A 16,647-nucleotide genomic window follows, 5' to 3' on the forward strand; every position below is an offset into this window, starting at 1 on the left:
TCGCACCTGTTAAAATATTCGTGTTATGAAAAGATTCCACAAAATTATTAAATTATTCACAGTATTGAGTTTTTTGGCTTTTGTCCCTTTCTCCTATGCACAGGAACTTATAACTAATGGAAGTTTTGAGGATTGGAGTGGAGGGTTACCAACAGGCTGGCTTAAGGAAAGCGGAGTTAATATAACTCAAACAACCACACCGGTGTACGATGGAAATTACAGCGTGGGTTTGGAAGCGACAGGGACTACTAACGCCGGTATATATCAAGATGTCCCTGTTACTCCAGGTGTTTCTTACACATTTAAAGTAGCCCTTTATGCTGTGGCTGGGACTGGATATAGTGGAATTGGCTTTCTAATTAGCTGGTATACATCGAGTGATTCATTTATATCATCAACAGAAGTTAAATATGCAGATGTTTTAAATTTATGGGTTGTTGATTCCATTGTTTATACTGCTCCGGACAGTGCCGGTTATGCCCGTCTCAGGATCAGGTGCTATGCCAATGGCGCCTTAGGGGGCTATGCAGATAAGGCATCTTTTTACCGAACGGATTCTCCCCCTCAGGGTTCACCTCCCAGCTTTGCTTCGATAGCGAGAAGTCCGGAATACCCTGACCCTGATCAACCTTTTAACGTTATTGCACAGGTTAATGACCCTGATGGGGATCTGCAGTCATGCGAACTCCACTGCAGTGTTAATTTCGGCGCATTTCAAATCATTGCCCCGGACTCTGGGCAAAATTCAACTTATTACTTTACGATTTCTGGCCAACCCAATGGAAGCCTTGTAAGGTATTATCTCGTAGCCAGTGATCAGTATCATACGGTTTACTCCGACACCTTCGGATTTCAGGTGGGTGGATTTTCCTTCACAGTATATTTTGAAAACAATGATCTTTTTGGCAAACTGGGCGAGTTTATACACAACGCTACCTACTCTCTTGATTGCTGCTATTATGAGATCTTTAATAATGTGATTGTAGATTCACTCATAGCAGCGAAAGGGCGCGGGGTAAGAATCAGAATAATAACAGATACAAGCTATTACGATAGAGAAGAAATCAAGAGGTTGAAGGATAACGGAATCCCGGTTATTCACGAAGGAGTAGGTGACAATTCGACAGATCACATTATGCACAATAAGTTTATTGTGAGAGATTTTGGAGATAATGATCCCTCCAATGATTTCGTATGGACGGGAAGCTTCAACGCAGGAGATTATTTACACGTAGATAATGTTTTGATAATCAAGAGCGCGGAGGTAGCTGAAGCATACACTCAGGAGTTTAATCAGATGTGGGGGAGTTCAGCGGAAGAACCCGACACCCTCGCTTCTCGAACCGGGACAAGAAAGAGTGACGTGCTTACAGAACATTGCTTTGTCTCAGGGAATGACACGGTTTGGGTTTATTTCTCGCCTCAGGATGATCCCATTCAATATGTTTGCAGTTTTGCTTCAAGGGCAAGATCTTCAATTTCCTATCTCATTTATAGCTTTACCAGGGGAGATTTAAGAGATACCCTGATTTCCCTTCACAGCCGTGGGATTTCAGTCCGTGGGGTTCATGAAGATAATGTGAGTTTAAGTCCGGTATTTGATAGCCTTCAGAGAGCTGGACTTGATGTCTACTGGGCAAATGTTTCTTCGCCTTACAATCTTTTGCATGCTAAGGTCATGATTATTGATACGACCTATGTGATAACGGGTTCAATGAACTGGTCAAACAATGGAACGGGTTATAATGATGAGAACTTGGTAATAATTAGGAATTCAGAGATTGCGAGGTTGTACTGGGACTGGTTCAAGGTTCATTTTACGGAGGCGGGGGGTACTTGGGTATCCCCGAATTCAGTTCAAGGAGAGATATTATTGCTTCACCGAATCCCTTCACAAGTTTGGTTAGGTTTTCAAGGGCTAATCTGGTGATATTTGATGTGAATGGAAGGGAGATAAAAAGGGTAGGGGAAGAAAGGTACTGGGACGGTAGAGACTCTCAGGGGAAAACGGTTCGCCCCGGCGTCTATTTCGTCAGGGATGAAAAGGGAACGGTCTTGGGGAAAATTATAAAAATAAGGTAATTACACCAGAAGAGCGGAAAGAATCCCTGTTAGAAATATTCCGTCGAAGACTCCGGCACCGCCAATACTTACTAATGTACTGTGCAAATTTTTAATCTTATGTAAATTCATCAAGTCTGCTCCTATAAGGGTACCAAGAGTGCCGGTGACATAGGCGCAGGCTGCTGGATTCTCGGGATAAAAGGTATAAGATAACAGGATTGCCACAATTGGTGGTATAAATGCAGGCATTACGAATCCTCTTCCGGGAATAACTCTTGTCAGGGATTTACAGATGAACGCCATAATGATTACAGGGATTATGCATTGAATGGGATTGATTTTAGTGAGGAGGTAAAGAGAAACTATTACTGGTATTATAGCACCACCCACATTAATACCAACTATGGTTTCTTGAACTTCAGGGATAACAAACCAGTAGTTTCTCCTCAGGGTATAGGATGTTTGTTTTGCTAATGGTATATTAATGAAGCTTCCAATTAAGGTAAAGAGGTAAAGGAAAATGGCAGTTTGAGGACTAATTCCCAGTTTTGCAAAAGCGAAAGGAATTAAGCCCAGCATCCATAAAGTTAGGAAAATACCTGTGAAAAATAGAATTATTAAAAGCAGAATGATACCAAAGGGTATAAAAATCATTGATTATTCCTCCTGATTTTTGAATATGCATCCGGTAGCCTTACGTAAAAAGGCTCCGCTTCCACAGGCTTAACAGGTTTTAACTGATCCTTTAACTCTATGAAAGCTTCGTAAAGCGCGTCCGCATCAGGAAATTCAGGAAAGTACCCAATTTCGTAATCGGGATAGTTAGCCTTCAGATTCTCAATTTTTTCAATGCCAATTTCTGAAATTCTTTTTTTTGATTCATACAGCGCGTAAAAGACTTCCCCTTTTTGAGCAGGAAGACAGGGAATGTAATGCCCTTTGTCTGGACCTTTTGTAATAGCAAGGGCATCGAGGGATTTTATGGTGTAAAGTTTGTAGTTTGGTTTTTTAAGATAGAAGGCCTTTGCCACTGCGTACCCAATCCTCAGACTTGTAAATAATCCAGGCCCTTCGTAAATAATAAGTTCTTCAATATCCTCAGGGGTCGCCTTTTTTAATTTTAAAAGGGAATCAATGAGAAGAATTATATTTTCCTGATGCGAGTATTTAATGGAAGATTTTATGAAATACTCTTTTTTGTGGTTATATGACAAAAGAAGAGATGGACAACTTGAAAGATTTCCTATAAAAATTGAAATCATATTTTTAGGGGGCCTTTTAAGGCCCCCCTAAATTCTAAATTATATTCCCGCTGCAAAGGGTTCTTCAGCGAGATCTTGAAGACCAAGTTGAGAGAGCTTCGCTTTTGTAGGAATTCCCTCTTTGGACCATCCTCTTGCAATGTAGTATTCGTCGAGCATTCTGTTAAATTCTTCCTCAGACACATAAAGCCCTTTTGAAGGACCGGCAGGAATTGGAGCATTCATGACCTTCCATGGAAGATGATCGTCCTTCCTTGAAAATCCCTCTCTCACATTGAACATTTTTGTTATATTGTAAATCCTTTCACCAGCAACCCAGAGTTCTTCTTCACTTATATCCCAACCTGTTACGGCCTTAAACATCTCGGGGAAGCCCTCAATGAAGAACATATGTCTTGAGAATTTGCAGGCACCTGTGGCGTCATAAATGGTCATCAGATCTTCTAAGGTTTTTATTTCAAAACCTTTCCACTCACCTTTGGTTCTGTCAACATTTGACATCTTCCACCATTTTCCGGTAAGTTCAATTCCGTAAGCGCCACCCGTTAAATGGCAACCGCCCCTTGTTGATACTGCAAAGGCAAGCGCAACACCCTTTAATCCCCTTATATCATAAGCTGGTAATTCAAGTCCTTTTATATGGACCGCATATTTCCAAGAATCCTTTCCAAGTTTTTCAGCTGCTTCCTTCGAACCGTTAAAGAGCAGCTCGCCGAGTTTTCCTTCCTTTTTTCCCATCATTTCAATAGCCTTAACTGCTGCTTCGTCATTACCAAACTTCAAATCCAGTCCGTCGGTATCTTCCTTTGTCAAAAGGCCGAGTTCATAGCATTCCATTGCCCAGGCCAGTGTGACACCGGCGGAAATGGCATCAAGCCCGTAATCGTCGCAGAGCTTGTTCATTTTTGCGACAGCACCAATATCATCTATGCCCAAGACCCCACCAAGGGAGTAGAGTACCTCATATTCAACTCCTTCTACCTCTGTGCCTGCATATTTTCCGTCGGTTATCTTTATGTATCTTCCACAGGGTTTGGTGCAGTGTGGACAGGGCCTGTTTTTAACTGTGTATTTTGGGGCCCAGTAATACGGGTCAAGGTGAGACTTTTCGCCTTCCTTTAGCTGGTCGTAAACAGGCATATAGCCGTATCTCCAGTTTAGAGATGGGAATGTTCCTCTTTCTTTGTTGACCCACTCGTAGAACTCACCGCTTCCATACTTCATGTCGGCTTCAGTAGCAGGATGCTCTTTGATTATTTTACCCCATTTCAGGATTAGCTCTTTTAGCATGTTTTTGTCGTAGTATTCGATTTCCTTAGTGCCTTTTACAGCAATGGCCTTCAGCTTCTTTGAGCCCATTACAGCACCAACACCTGCACGGGCTGCCTGCCTTTCTTCAAAATCTACTTCAGAGATTTTGGAGAGCTTTTCACCTGCAGGTCCGATAATACCGGTCCGCACCTTTCCATGCCTTTCCTGCAGCTTTTTATGAGCCTCACTGGTCAGAGTCCCCCACAAATCACTGGCATCCTTAATTTCTACTTTGTCGTCCTCAATTAAAATGTAAACAGGTTTGTCTGAAGTACCTTCAATAATAAGGCAGTCGTAGCCTGCTTTTTTGAGTTCTTCGCCCAGATATGCACCTACCATGGCTCTACCATAACCACCGGTTAAAGGTGATTTGAAATTCAGGGCAGTTTTTGACATAGTTGGAAGGCCAGTGGCTACAAGGTTTCCCGGGGTTATAATGAGTTTGTTATCTGGACCAAGGGGATCTGCTTTTGCGGGAACTTCATCATAAAGTATTTTTGCACCGAACCCTACTCCGCCAATGTATTTCCTTGCAAACTCTTCTTTCAGGGGTTCAGTTTTTATCTCTTTTGTAGTGAGATTTATTCTCAGAATTTTCCCCGCATACCCTTTCATGAAGAAACCTCCTGTTTGTTTACAAATTATAACGAAGATTCTTAACTTGTTCAAATTTTCACAGATTTCTAACAAAATAATCGAGTGGTGAGGTTTAAAGAATTTTGCTTTTAGTTTTTTAAGTGACTATTTCATTTACTTATTTGTAGATTTTATTGAAAAATAAAGGCAGATCGGCTCTTCTCTTTGTGTTCGGTTTTAAGTGACAATTTTGCTTGTTTGAACAGCGATGGGTATTCGATTAAAATTATAACATGTCGCTGCATTTTCCTTCTGTATTGGAATTACATAAGAAGTTCCTATCTGGTGAGCTGAGTCCCGTTGATGTTGTAAATGAGCATCTTAAACTCATTAACAATAATCAGCGTACTTTAAATACTTTTATTAGTATTTTAGATGACTACGCACTCCGCAGGGCAAGAGAGCTGGAGGAGGAATTACCGAAGTATAGAGAGCAAGGCACATTGCCACTCCTTTTTGGCATTCCCGTGGGCATAAAAGATAATATTAATTTTAAGGGTTTTGGAACCACTTGCGCATCAAGAATTCTTTCCGGATATATCTCTCTCTACAATGCTACCGTTGTAGATCGTTTACTTGAGGCCGGTGCAATCATTATGGGAAAGCTTAACATGGATGAATTTGCTATGGGTGCCCTTGGTACCTATTCTTTCTATGGTCCAGTAAGGAATCCAGTAAATCCTGAATATCTTGCTGGTGGTTCATCCAGTGGTTCTGCTGCCAGCGTTTCTGCTGGTGAAGTTGTGGTTTCTCTCGGATCTGATACTGGGGGTTCGATTAGGCTTCCTGCATCTTTTTGTGGTGTTTTTGGATTAAAACCTACTTATGGGACTGTATCTCGGTATGGTCTTGTTGCCTTTGCGTCTTCCCTTGACCAGATAGGTCCCATTGCCAGAAATGTGGAAGACCTTGCCAGAACTTATGTTTCTATAGCGGGCTTTGATGATAAGGATTCTACTTCACTAAATGTAGAAGCTCCGCAGTTGAATACACTCCTCAGGGAAATTGATCCGAAAGAGATAACTTTGGGATATCCTGACCTTGTTAAACGTGCTCAAATGGATGAAGAGGTCAGAGAAAATTTTTTCAGTTTGCTGGAATTGCTTTCTAAGGCTGGATTTAAAATTGAGGAAGTTTCTTTACCCCACATAAAATACTCCGTAGAGGTATATCAGATTATTGCAAACAGCGAGGCTTCCTCTAATTTATCAAGGTTTGACGGAATTCGCTATGGATTTAGGAAGAAGGAAGGGAATCTGGATGAGATGTACAGTATAACAAGAAGCGAGGGGTTTGGAGAAGAGGTAAAAAGAAGGATTGCGATTGGAACCTTTGCTCTTTCCCATGGATACTATGATGCCTACTATTTAAAAGCGTTAAAAGTCAGAAGATTAATTAAGAACGATCTTGATGAGGCGTTTAGAAAAGTCGATTTGATTCTTTTACCTGTCGCTCCATTTCCTGCCCCGAGAGTGGATGAAGAAAAGGACCCGGTTGACCTCTATTACCTTGATCTATTTTCCATACATGCTAATTTGGCTGGTATACCTTCAATGGCTATACCTTATGGAAGGACGAAAAATAACCTGCCCCTCGGATTTCAGGTAGAGGGGCAGGTGCTTTCAGAACCTTTGATTTTCAATTTCGCCTATTATTTTGAAAAGAACTTTATTTAGGCCTTGAGAGAACGATCGCCTTTTGTATTTTTCCGTTAGTTCCATCAGGTTTGGTGTATTCAAGGAGGAGTATGTAAAGGCCGGGAGGCATTATGTTTTCCCTTTCATCAACCCCTCTCCATTGGAAGACTTGTGGTGTATTTTTAGCAGATGCCAGTGTTTTTACCAATCTTCCAGCGGAATTGTAGATTTTTAAGTTATATAGTGTCCCCAAGGGAACAGAAACCTCAATAGTTAGGGCCTCGCCAAGGTATGGTGAAAAAATCTTTGGGGTGGCGCTAATTGCAACATCGGGGAATGATTCTGCAGGAGTTAGTAACTCTATATCTTCTTGAAATCTTGGTAAGAGTTGATAGCCGGAACTATACGGAGTTGTCGCGTCGTATTGCCCAACAATTCCCGCTATCCGGTAAACAGAACCGGGGGTGACAGAGCTGAGATCAATTCCTGTTGTATTGTATACGTATATGTCTATGGGGGGCATCCCGTTGTAGAGGGTAAAGGCCATTCCTGATCCTGAGGCGTAGGGTTTGTTGGCTATTGTTCCTTCCACTGTGATTAGCATTCCCTCTAAGCTCTCGTTTAGACTTCTTCCTTCAGCCAGTTTTAACGGTTCTACATCGTATCCGCTTCCCAGTCTTACGAGGTCAGTGGAAAGAGCCGGAGAGATTTCCGTAAGGCCATTGTACTGCAAAATAGTTCCTTTTACTCTAACAAGTTCACCGACATTGAAGTCAATGAACCCTCCTGAGTAGTAAACGTTAATTCCACCGGTTTCATCCTGTATGTACATTGATGTTCTGGATGTTGAAAAAATACGCGGAGGCGCAGTTACGATGCCAACCACATTAAAGTTTTGATTTAAAAATGCGGGAGTGTAGCCGTCCTCTCCGTTTTGCCTTACATAACCAATGGGGGTAGCCACGTAAAGTACTGGTTGATTTAAAACGGGTGCAAGGTAACCCCCTGAATCAACGGAGGTTTTAATGGAAAAGGCAATCGATTCAATGCTATCAGCGGGCTTGAAGCCTGTAAACCTTATAGTATCCGATGTTAATTCAATGCCACCGGAGATTTTCAGGTAAGTGGTCATTGAGTCTTTATAGAAAGAATCAATGACGGGGGCTACGAAACCTGAACCTATAAGGTAGAAAGTATCAATGGATGCACCGGTAAATTGGATTTCAAGGCTGCTAATGTAAGCGAAGGGAGAGGATATCAAAAGGTCTATGTCTTTTTTCTGACCGTAATAGGTATATGGGGGATTTAAAGTAAATATGCCAGTTCCATTCCCTTTTGCGGTGATGTCTCTGGTTCGTCTCGGCTGGATGTTGTAATATGAGTCAAATTGATACACGCATCCCACAATGTCCATTTCACCCTGTGGTATTGGTTTATATGCCAAATCACTGGTTGACGATACATTGATCCTATACTGGTGATTGAGAGAATCAGTAAAAACTAAAGAGCTATCGGGTATGAAGTGAGTAACGCCGGAGGGTGGTAATAGATTTTCTACTTTTACAAGCATGCCTTCATTATTTTCGGTTGGGGGCAAAGTAATTGTTGTAGTATCCAGATGTCCGGTTCCGTAGGAGCTGATCAGCTGAGCCGAATATAGCTGAGAGGAATTTCTGTATTCGCTAAACTGTCCCTGCAACTTAACTATTGTATTTTCCGCAACACTCGGTCCTCGGTAAACGATTAACCCGCCCGTTGAATCCTGTATGTATGTTCTATCTCCTATTACGCCTGATACGACGCCTTTAACAAGGACTGATTGTCCCATTAGAAAGTTCTTTGTCGAATCTATGTGGAAGTATTTCATTTTGATTGTACTATCAGGAGAAGCAACAAAAATTTTTGGAGGGTTCTGAATGAGGGCAACGGAATCGGTTAATCCGGTGTAAATGTTGAGTTGGAATAGTCCTTCTTCTATAAAGGCAAAGTTATTTAGGACGATTTCACCGTTTCTTAAAGAGTCTATTGTAGCGCTATCAATTTTTATCGTGTCACCGACGATTTGGTATGTTGCTGTTTGAAAACCTAATCCAGATAATGTAAGGTTGCTGTTCCACTGGTATAAATTGGAAGGCAAGATTACTTTGATAGCCCTTAGTGTTCCGAAGTTATTATTGATTTTGATGCTTATTTGTCCTGCAATGCCCAAAGGAACAATGTTTGGGACGAGGCTTGCACTGCCTCCACCAACAATGCTAACTACATTTAATTTAGGTGGATCTGGATTCCTTGAGAAATTGTTACTATCAGAAGTGTAAACTTCAAAGGCGTATACACCCGGATTTGAAGGTGCATAAAGTTTAGTGAATTGTATAAAGCCAGTAGTGTCAGGTGATATTTTTGCGTTTTCTATTAAAAGAGTGTCATTACTAAGATTCCACGTTGCCTCTGAAAAGGCAGGGCCTCCAATAATAACATCTCCATTAATATCAAAGCTTGAAGGAATGGCGATCTTAACCTTTGAAATTGTAAAGGGAGCTGATGCCTCCGCCCGTAGAATTACTTCTTTTTCTTCTGAGGTAGCTATGATATTGTTTTCAAAGTAGAAATAGCCTGTCCCGTTACCCGTAAAGACAATGTCTTCATCTCTTCTTGGTACAATTTTAAAAGCGCTGTATGAATAATAATCCACACCAATAATAGAAGGGATAAAATCTCCAACTTGAGGTGAATATGAAAAACCCGCGCAGTTCTGGACTATAGTCGTTCCGCCCTGTGGATCGCGAATTTCAAATTGATAATTTCCCAGGTTGTTATTTGTTACCGTAACACTGTCGATCCTGATTAGAACACCTTCGTATGGTTCTGTGTTTACCGATGATGCGGAAATTTTTAGTGGCCTTGGAATTCTTGCCCCCTTTTTCAAAACTGTGATGTCAGAGGCAGAAGAGGGTGATATTTCCGTCAAGCCGTAATATTCGGTGACACGACCTGTTACCTGTACCGAATCCCCCCTTTCTACGTTGATAATGAGATTTCCAGTATAAACAAAAATTCCGTGCCATGGGGCTTCTGCATCCTGTATGAAAAAGCCTCTAATGTATCTTGTCCAGTCCTGAACTGTGGCTGTTACTATGCCAACAGTGGACACAGTCTGGTTTACGTAAGGTGAGCTATCTCTATATCCCTGTAGAGAATCAATAGGAACTATTTGGGCCGAAAGGCTACCTATGGATAAAATTGCCAGCCATTTTAGAAAACTTTTCAACATTTTAAAACTTCCTCCTTTTTGAAAGTACAAGCACAACACAAGTTATTATAAGACTAATTATAACGATAAAGTCACCAAATTTCGCATAAGGGGTCTTTGTGTAATAAATTCCGATGGTAGAAGATATATACCCCCATTCAAACAATCCAAGGGATGTAATAATCCTTCCCTTGGGATCGATAATTGCTGATATGCCAGTTTTTGCTGACCTTGCAACGTATTTACCCGCTTCGATAGCCCTAAATCTTAGAAGTTCAAAATGTTCTTTTGGGCCCAGAGATTTTCCATACCATCCGTCACTGGTAATGTTAACGAGGAATCCGGCACCTTTCATAGTGTAACGGCGTGAAATATAAGGGAAAATGGATTCAAAGCAGATCAGAGTTCCAAAGGGGATGCCATTAACGTGAAGTAATACAATGGAATCGCCTGGGGAGAAATCACCCTGCCCGAATTCCAGCTTTTGCAAAAATTTGATCTTGTTTTCGTAGGGAAGCCACTCTCCAAAAGGTACTAAGTGAATTTTGTTGTATTGACCAATGATGGAGTCTTGATATACGAGAAAGGCGGTATTGTATACTTTTCTTTTACCGTTGAAATAAACATCTGCACTTCCAAGAAGAACGGGGGCTTTTGTGATTCTTGAGAGTGAATCAATGATACTCCGGGCTTTTAATGAATATCGGAAATACCCCGGAAGAGCCGATTCTGGAAGGACAACAAGGTCAAAGGTATCCTTTACTTCTTTTAGGAGTTTTCTATAGGACTTCTCAACTTCAAGCCATTCGCTTATGTTATTTTCTTCTCTTGGGAGTATGTTTGGCTGAAAAATCAAAATTTTCGTGGTACTTTCAGGATTTTCTTCTTTATAGTACAAAGCGGCACCTACAATATGACAGGCAAGCATAAGCGCGATAAAAAAGTAAAGGTAAACTTTTTTTGCTGTATCCCAGAATTGGAATAATAAAGTGGAGAAAAGGACTATCAGAAAGCCCGTGAAATAAATACCACCTATAGAATTGAGCATTCTAAAATATGGGTTTTCGAGCTGTGAGTAAGCAATGTTAATCCACGGGAACCCTGTATAAAAAGAACTGCGAATGTATTCAAAGATAACCCAGAGCGATGGAACAAGTAAAACCCTGTGTTTGTTTTTTATTCCAAGGAGGGGGACGATGTTGAACATGGATAGATAAGCGGGAAGGATGATAAGTCCACCAACCAGCCAAGGCTTTGTCTCAGGTTCTACTTTCATGTTTAGTATCCAATGGGTGTGGTAAAACCAGAAAGGATAGAAGAATGCAAGGCCAAGAAGTATGATGTGTGACTTTTCGAGGTCTTTTATTGCCAGAAATAGAGGTACGAGTGAAAAGAAGGCAAAGGGATAGAGTTTAAAGGGTGGAAAGGATAGGACGTAAAAAATAAAGGATAGAATAATTAAGAAAAGTCTTTGCATGGAAAAAAATGGGGCCCGCAAGGGCCCCATTTTTTTATTTCTGGATTTCTTCTTTTCTCAGAATTGAGTTATTAAAGCTAACTTCTCTGAACATCAACTGCATTTCTATGTATTTCTGAATGGTCCTGTCTATTTCTGCGACATCTGTAATTTCGGTGTACTTTTCAAAGACCGGGATATTGACAGAGAAAGTGTCCTGGAGTTCCATGTATTTTCTTAGAATTTCCTGGCTCTTTTGTGGCTCTTTTCTTATAAAATCGATGGCCATGCTGAGAGCTTCTGCAAATCTTCTAACACCTTCCTGGTTCAGCTGAACGTTTACCTTTGAGGTGAATCCCACGCCACAAAGGAAGGGTGCCATAACCCTTTTTTCCAGTATACCATCTTCTACCAAATTTACTAGGTTTTTCTTAATCAAATATGTTCTGTATGGTTCAGTGACGAGCAATGCGTCCACAAAACGAAGTGACATTGTGTCCATCATCTCCGCTTGAGTTAAGGCCACAAGGCTGTAATTATCTTCTTTGATTTTTTCATTGGTAAATATGTATCTCAACATATCTGCTTGTCTTGAATCTTTGAGGTATCCGATTTTAATACCCTTTCTTGAAAGGTCTCTGAAGCTTTTTACTGGCTTGTTTTTGGGAGCTACCAGAGCATATTGAGGATTATCAATGGATGACTTCGTATTGTACACTATTCTGAAAATTTCAGGGCTTGCCGATGCTTTTAATGCAAAAATGTCCCAATATGTACCTGCACCTGCGCCAAAGGCACCTCTTCCGACTCTCTCTACTTCGTCTCCAAGCTTTTCTGTTTCTTCGAGAGTTACCTTTAGTTTGAGTGAATCAAAGTATCCGTTTTCCATTGCGACGTATACGGGAAGTGCATTTATGGATCTGTAGTGGACAATTTTGATCTCCTTTATTTTAGCAGCCTGAATGCGTGGGTAGGAAAGGACGAACACAATTACCGCGAAGAGCACAATATCCAAGATTATCCATACCTTCCTCATTTTACCTCCTTATTGTCTAAAATTATAAACCTTTCATTCCTTTCAATCAAAACTCAAAAATAGTCCCATCACGAGTATCTTTTATTTTAATTCCTAACCGCTCAAGTTCACTTCTTATTCTGTCAGCAAGTTCAAAATTTTTAGTTTTTCTCAATTCCTGACGTACATCAAGAATTATGCGGACCAATTCAGATATCTTTTCGGTATCCACTTTTCTCTCGGTAAAATTGGCAGTGCGGAAACCAAGAACTTCCGATATAAAAAGAATCGTGGCCGCTTCGTCGACAGCACTTTCGCCCTGTTGCAACTTTATGTTCCCTTCTTTTAGCAATTCAAAAATAATACTAATTGCTTTTGGAGTATTTAGATCGTCTTCTATAGCCTTTTCAAATTCCCTTATCTTTTCTTCTATTATCTTGCCACTCTCTGCTGAGACTTGATGAAGAAAACTTTTTAGCCTGTTAATTGCCTTTTCGGCTTCTTCAATGTACTCAGGTACGTATTCTGCTGGGGAACGGTAGTGTTTTTGAAGTATAAAGAGTCTTATGGCTTCCGGTGAGAACCTTTCCAATAGGTCACTTATAGCGAAGTATAGTCCAGTAGATTTGGACATCTTTTCTCCCTTAATCAGCATAGGTGCAGAGTGAATCCAGTACTTTACGAATTCGCGCTCATAAGCAGCCTCAGATTGAGCTATTTCATCTTCGTGATGTGGAAATATAAGATCCTGCCCACCCATGTGAATGTCAAAGGGCTGACCGAGGAAATGGGTTGACATTACTGAGCATTCTATGTGCCAACCGGGTCTACCTTTTCCCCACGGTGAGTGCCAGTAAGGTTCTCCCTCTTTGTAGGCTTTCCAGAGCGCAAAATCCAACGGATTTTTCTTATTTAGGTCCGGTTCTATTCTAAAGGATTCTTTTAAGTCGTCAATGTTTTTTCCTGACAATTTTCCGTAACTTTTAAATTTTCCAACCTCAAAGTAAACGTTTCCATTTGATTCGTACGCAATCCCTTTGTTAATAAGAATTGTTATGAGTTCAATGATTTCCTGTATAAATTGTGTTGCTTTTGGATAATAGGTGGCTGGTTTCAGATTGAGAATCTCTGCGGATTTAAGAAATTCCTGTTCGTACTTGTCGCCAAGGACACGCCAGTCGATATTTTCGGCCTTTGACCTCTGAATAATCTTATCGTCAATGTCAGTAAAATTTTGTATGTATATAACTTCATAACCTTTATATTCGAGGTACCTTCTTAGCACATCTCCAAAGAGGAAGGTTCGCATATGTCCTAAGTGAGGCCTATCCTGAACAGTCATTCCACACATGTAGATGCCAACCTTTGAATTAGTAATGGGAACAAAATCTTCGTAGTCTCTCTTTAGTGTATTGTATATCTTGATTGCCATAGGTTGATTTTAAATTTAAAGCGGTGTTCAGTCAAAGGAATCGTTTAGTAAAATTCAGGTTTAGGTGGCCTGTTAAGGATAGCATTTATTGCTTCTTGAGGGGAGATCTCACCGATTAATATTCGGTGAACATATTCTACAACCGGTACTTCCACGCCAACTTTTTTTGCAATTTCCTTAATTACGTGTGATGTCTCAATACCCTCGGCTACCATATCCATTTCCTTCAATATCTCTTCTGGCTTTTTGCCTCTTGCAATTGCTTCACCTACGATTCTGTTTCTTGAGAAAGGAGAGAAGCAGGTTGTTATCAGGTCACCAATACCAGAAAGTCCTGAAAAAGTGAGAGGATTTGCCCCCAGCTTTTCGCCCAATCTCATCATTTCCCTTGCACCTCTCACGATCAATGCCCCTTTTGTATTTGCACCGAAGCCGAGACCATCAAGAATTCCCGCAGCTATTGCAATTACGTTTTTTATCGCACCTCCAAGTTCACAACCCTTGACGTCTGATGAATGGTAGGCTCTGAAATATCCAGTGTGAAAGAGATTTTGAATTTCCTTTGCGTACTCAGTATCTTCTGAAGCCACAACCACTGAGGTTGGTATCTTTTTCAATACTTCCCTTGCAATGGACGGCCCAGTTAAGACTGCAATTTTAGATGATGGAAAGTATTCTTTTAGAATTTCGGATGGTGTCTTGAAAGTTTTAGACTCAATTCCCTTTATCACGGAGATAATCTTACTTGGCTTGATTTCAAAGGAAATTTTTCTTGCAACATCCCTAAGATGTTGGGAAGGAATGGCAAAGACAAAGTAATCAGAGTCACCTATTTCCTTGGGTATGATAGTAAAATTAATGGAGTCGGGAATTCTAAAATCCCCAAGCCTTTTGGGGTCTATTCTTTTTGTTTCCAACTCTATCTTCTTTTCCATCCGCCGGCAAAGAACGGTTACCCGATGCCCTTTTTCCTGAATTAAAACGGCAAGAGTCAATCCCCAGCTTCCTGACCCGACAATTGCGACTTTGCTCATCCTTTTAACTTCAGCTTGTGTTCGGTTTTGCTTAACAACCTTTTGATGTTATCCTTGTGCCGGTAAAGGATTATGACAGATATAATTGCAGGTATTACCACGAATCCATATCTTTCTCCTTTTATAATCGAGATAACTGCAGGAAAAGTAGAGGCAACCATTGATCCCAGTGAGACATACCGCCAGATGGCGATAATGAGAATCCAGATAATGAAAGTTATGAGGGCGGTAACGGGTTGAAGCGCTAAAAGTCCCCCGAAGAAGGTTGCGACTCCTTTACCGCCTTTGAATTTCAGATATGGTGAAAAGCAATGCCCGAGGATTGCAGTCAACCATACTAAGTATGGTATTAAGCTGTGGGAGAATATTTTTTTGGAAAGGAGGACAGGGATGAAGGATTTGAAAACGTCTGATAAAGCAGTTAGAACAGCTACTTCGATCCCAGCTGCTCTTAGAACGTTTGTAGCACCTATATTGCCGCTGCCAAATGTTCTTACATCCTTTTTATGGAAAAGTTTGACATAAAGGAAGCCAAAAGGTATACCTGCAATTAAAAAAGTTCCAATCAAGTAAATTGATAACGTAAGAACCTGCATAGGAATATATTATCCTATATGATTCAAACTTTCAAAGATTTTGTGTGGTCAGTTTTCCTGCTTCTCCTATAACCACGAGTATATCATTTTCCCTCAGAATTTCATCAGGAGAGGGATTGATAATGGTTTTATCTCCCCTTATGATTCCAATGACCAATATTCCATATTTTTGTCGTAGACCTGCCTCTCTTAGTGTTTTATTTATCAGAGGATGAGACTTTTCAAGGGCCAACTGTTTAATTGCATATTGGAGAGGTTCCGCATTTATTATGAAGTCAACAATTTCTAAAATTTCTTTTTTTCGGAGGTACTCTGCTATTTTTATCGCGCCTGCCTCGTACGGTGTTATTACTTTGTTCGCACCCGCTTTAATTAGTTTTTTCACAGAGGCTTCATTTTCAGCTCTTGACACTATAACTATGTTAGGATTTAATTCCCTTGCTGTAAGAGTAACGTAAAGGTTGTCTGCATCCTCCGTTAGTGTACAGGCAATTCCTTTTGCCTTCCCGATGTTCGCCTTTAACAGGGTTTCCTCTTCTGTGGCATCTCCTTCAATGTACGGAATCTCTTTTTCACGTAGCAGTCTAATTCGTTCTGGATCTTTTTCTATTACGATGACTTTTTCTTTTTTCGCTTGAAGCTCTTTTGTTACAATGCTTCCTATTTTTCCAAAACCACACACTATGTAGTGCCCGTCCATCTTTATTTCTTTCCCCCTTCTGGAAAGTAAGTTGTTAAAAGTTGTTTCAAACAAAAGTTCACCTACAGTAAAGACAGTGTAAGAAACGAAGGCAATTCCAGTGATTATGAAAATAATGGTAAATACCTTCCCCGTATCGCTTAGAGGATAAACTTCTTTGTAACCAACAGTAGATAAGGTAATTATTGCCATGTAAAGGGAATCGAGGGGTGACATATTCTCAATTTTATGATAGCCAAGCGCTCCAATTAAAA

13 protein-coding genes are annotated in these 16,647 nt (G+C 40.6%); 3 read left to right on the forward strand and 10 right to left on the reverse strand.

What is annotated here, in order from left to right:
- The first annotated feature begins 25 nt into the window (after positions 1-25).
- Positions 26-1,930: a phospholipase D-like domain-containing protein gene (locus tag QMD82_06810; protein ID MDI6851625.1), complete on the forward strand. Its 1,905-nt coding sequence runs from the start codon at positions 26-28 to the stop codon at positions 1,928-1,930.
- Positions 1,927-2,082 carry a hypothetical protein gene (locus QMD82_06815; protein ID MDI6851626.1) on the forward strand — a complete coding sequence of 52 codons (156 nt, stop codon included), beginning with the start codon at positions 1,927-1,929 and terminating at the stop codon, positions 2,080-2,082. The genes QMD82_06810 and QMD82_06815 overlap by 4 nt, the downstream gene beginning before the upstream one ends.
- Here QMD82_06815 and QMD82_06820 read toward each other — a convergent pair whose 3' ends face one another.
- Genes QMD82_06820 through QMD82_06830 form a run of 3 tightly spaced genes read right to left on the reverse strand, consistent with a single transcriptional unit; the run spans position 2,083 to position 5,252 of the window.
- Positions 2,083-2,718, reverse strand: coding sequence for a DUF1614 domain-containing protein (locus QMD82_06820; protein ID MDI6851627.1), 636 nt, complete (start codon positions 2,716-2,718; stop codon positions 2,083-2,085). It abuts the gene before it with no gap.
- Entirely contained in the window at positions 2,715-3,326 is a 612-nt protein-coding gene (tsaB, locus tag QMD82_06825; protein ID MDI6851628.1) for a tRNA (adenosine(37)-N6)-threonylcarbamoyltransferase complex dimerization subunit type 1 TsaB, read from the reverse strand. The genes QMD82_06820 and tsaB overlap by 4 nt, the downstream gene beginning before the upstream one ends.
- Before the next feature lie 39 nt (positions 3,327-3,365).
- Positions 3,366-5,252, reverse strand: coding sequence for an aldehyde ferredoxin oxidoreductase family protein (locus QMD82_06830; GenBank protein ID MDI6851629.1), 1,887 nt, complete (start codon positions 5,250-5,252; stop codon positions 3,366-3,368).
- Positions 5,253-5,506: 254 nt separating this feature from the next.
- Here QMD82_06830 and gatA point away from each other — a divergent pair, with 254 nt between their 5' ends.
- A complete protein-coding gene (gatA, locus tag QMD82_06835) occupies positions 5,507-6,949 on the forward strand; it encodes an Asp-tRNA(Asn)/Glu-tRNA(Gln) amidotransferase subunit GatA (GenBank protein ID MDI6851630.1) in 1,443 nt (480 codons plus the stop codon).
- On the opposite strand, the gene QMD82_06840 is transcribed toward gatA, so the two are convergent.
- From QMD82_06840 to QMD82_06870, 7 genes are all read right to left on the reverse strand, one after another.
- A complete protein-coding gene (locus QMD82_06840; protein MDI6851631.1) occupies positions 6,942-10,181 on the reverse strand; it encodes a hypothetical protein in 3,240 nt (1,079 codons plus the stop codon). The genes gatA and QMD82_06840 overlap by 8 nt on opposite strands.
- 1 nt (position 10,182) lies before the next feature.
- The gene (gene lnt, locus QMD82_06845; GenBank protein MDI6851632.1) at positions 10,183-11,637 is read right to left on the reverse strand and encodes an apolipoprotein N-acyltransferase; all 1,455 of its coding nucleotides are present in this window, start codon (positions 11,635-11,637) and stop codon (positions 10,183-10,185) included.
- Positions 11,638-11,671: 34 nt separating this feature from the next.
- Positions 11,672-12,652, reverse strand: a complete 981-nt coding sequence (locus QMD82_06850; protein ID MDI6851633.1) for an ABC transporter substrate-binding protein — start codon at positions 12,650-12,652, stop codon at positions 11,672-11,674.
- Between the two features lie 46 nt (positions 12,653-12,698).
- Positions 12,699-14,057 carry a cysteine--tRNA ligase gene (cysS, locus tag QMD82_06855; GenBank protein MDI6851634.1) on the reverse strand — a complete coding sequence of 453 codons (1,359 nt, stop codon included), beginning with the start codon at positions 14,055-14,057 and terminating at the stop codon, positions 12,699-12,701.
- A 50-nt stretch (positions 14,058-14,107) separates the two neighbouring features.
- Positions 14,108-15,097 carry an NAD(P)H-dependent glycerol-3-phosphate dehydrogenase gene (locus tag QMD82_06860; protein MDI6851635.1) on the reverse strand — a complete coding sequence of 330 codons (990 nt, stop codon included), beginning with the start codon at positions 15,095-15,097 and terminating at the stop codon, positions 14,108-14,110.
- Positions 15,094-15,693 carry a glycerol-3-phosphate 1-O-acyltransferase PlsY gene (gene plsY, locus QMD82_06865; GenBank protein MDI6851636.1) on the reverse strand — a complete coding sequence of 200 codons (600 nt, stop codon included), beginning with the start codon at positions 15,691-15,693 and terminating at the stop codon, positions 15,094-15,096. The genes QMD82_06860 and plsY overlap by 4 nt, the downstream gene beginning before the upstream one ends.
- A gap of 31 nt (positions 15,694-15,724) precedes the next feature.
- A partial coding sequence (locus tag QMD82_06870) for a potassium channel protein (GenBank protein MDI6851637.1) occupies positions 15,725-16,647 on the reverse strand: 923 nt, incomplete at its 5' end.

The sequence above is a fragment of the bacterium genome, assembly GCA_030019025.1.
Taxonomy (GTDB): Bacteria; Hydrothermota; Hydrothermia; order UBA1063; family UBA1063; genus UBA1063.

Coding starts and splice junctions, on each gene's coding strand:
- QMD82_06810 (MDI6851625.1), top strand. CDS start 26: ATGAAAAGATTCCACAAAATTATTAAATTATTCACAGTATTGAGTTTT.
- QMD82_06850 (MDI6851633.1), bottom strand. CDS start 12,652: ATGAGGAAGGTATGGATAATCTTGGATATTGTGCTCTTCGCGGTAATT.
- lnt (MDI6851632.1), bottom strand. CDS start 11,637: ATGCAAAGACTTTTCTTAATTATTCTATCCTTTATTTTTTACGTCCTA.
- tsaB (MDI6851628.1), bottom strand. CDS start 3,326: ATGATTTCAATTTTTATAGGAAATCTTTCAAGTTGTCCATCTCTTCTT.
- QMD82_06860 (MDI6851635.1), bottom strand. CDS start 15,097: ATGAGCAAAGTCGCAATTGTCGGGTCAGGAAGCTGGGGATTGACTCTT.
- QMD82_06830 (MDI6851629.1), bottom strand. CDS start 5,252: ATGAAAGGGTATGCGGGGAAAATTCTGAGAATAAATCTCACTACAAAA.
- QMD82_06840 (MDI6851631.1), bottom strand. CDS start 10,181: ATGTTGAAAAGTTTTCTAAAATGGCTGGCAATTTTATCCATAGGTAGC.
- plsY (MDI6851636.1), bottom strand. CDS start 15,693: ATGCAGGTTCTTACGTTATCAATTTACTTGATTGGAACTTTTTTAATT.
- gatA (MDI6851630.1), top strand. CDS start 5,507: ATGTCGCTGCATTTTCCTTCTGTATTGGAATTACATAAGAAGTTCCTA.
- QMD82_06820 (MDI6851627.1), bottom strand. CDS start 2,718: ATGATTTTTATACCCTTTGGTATCATTCTGCTTTTAATAATTCTATTT.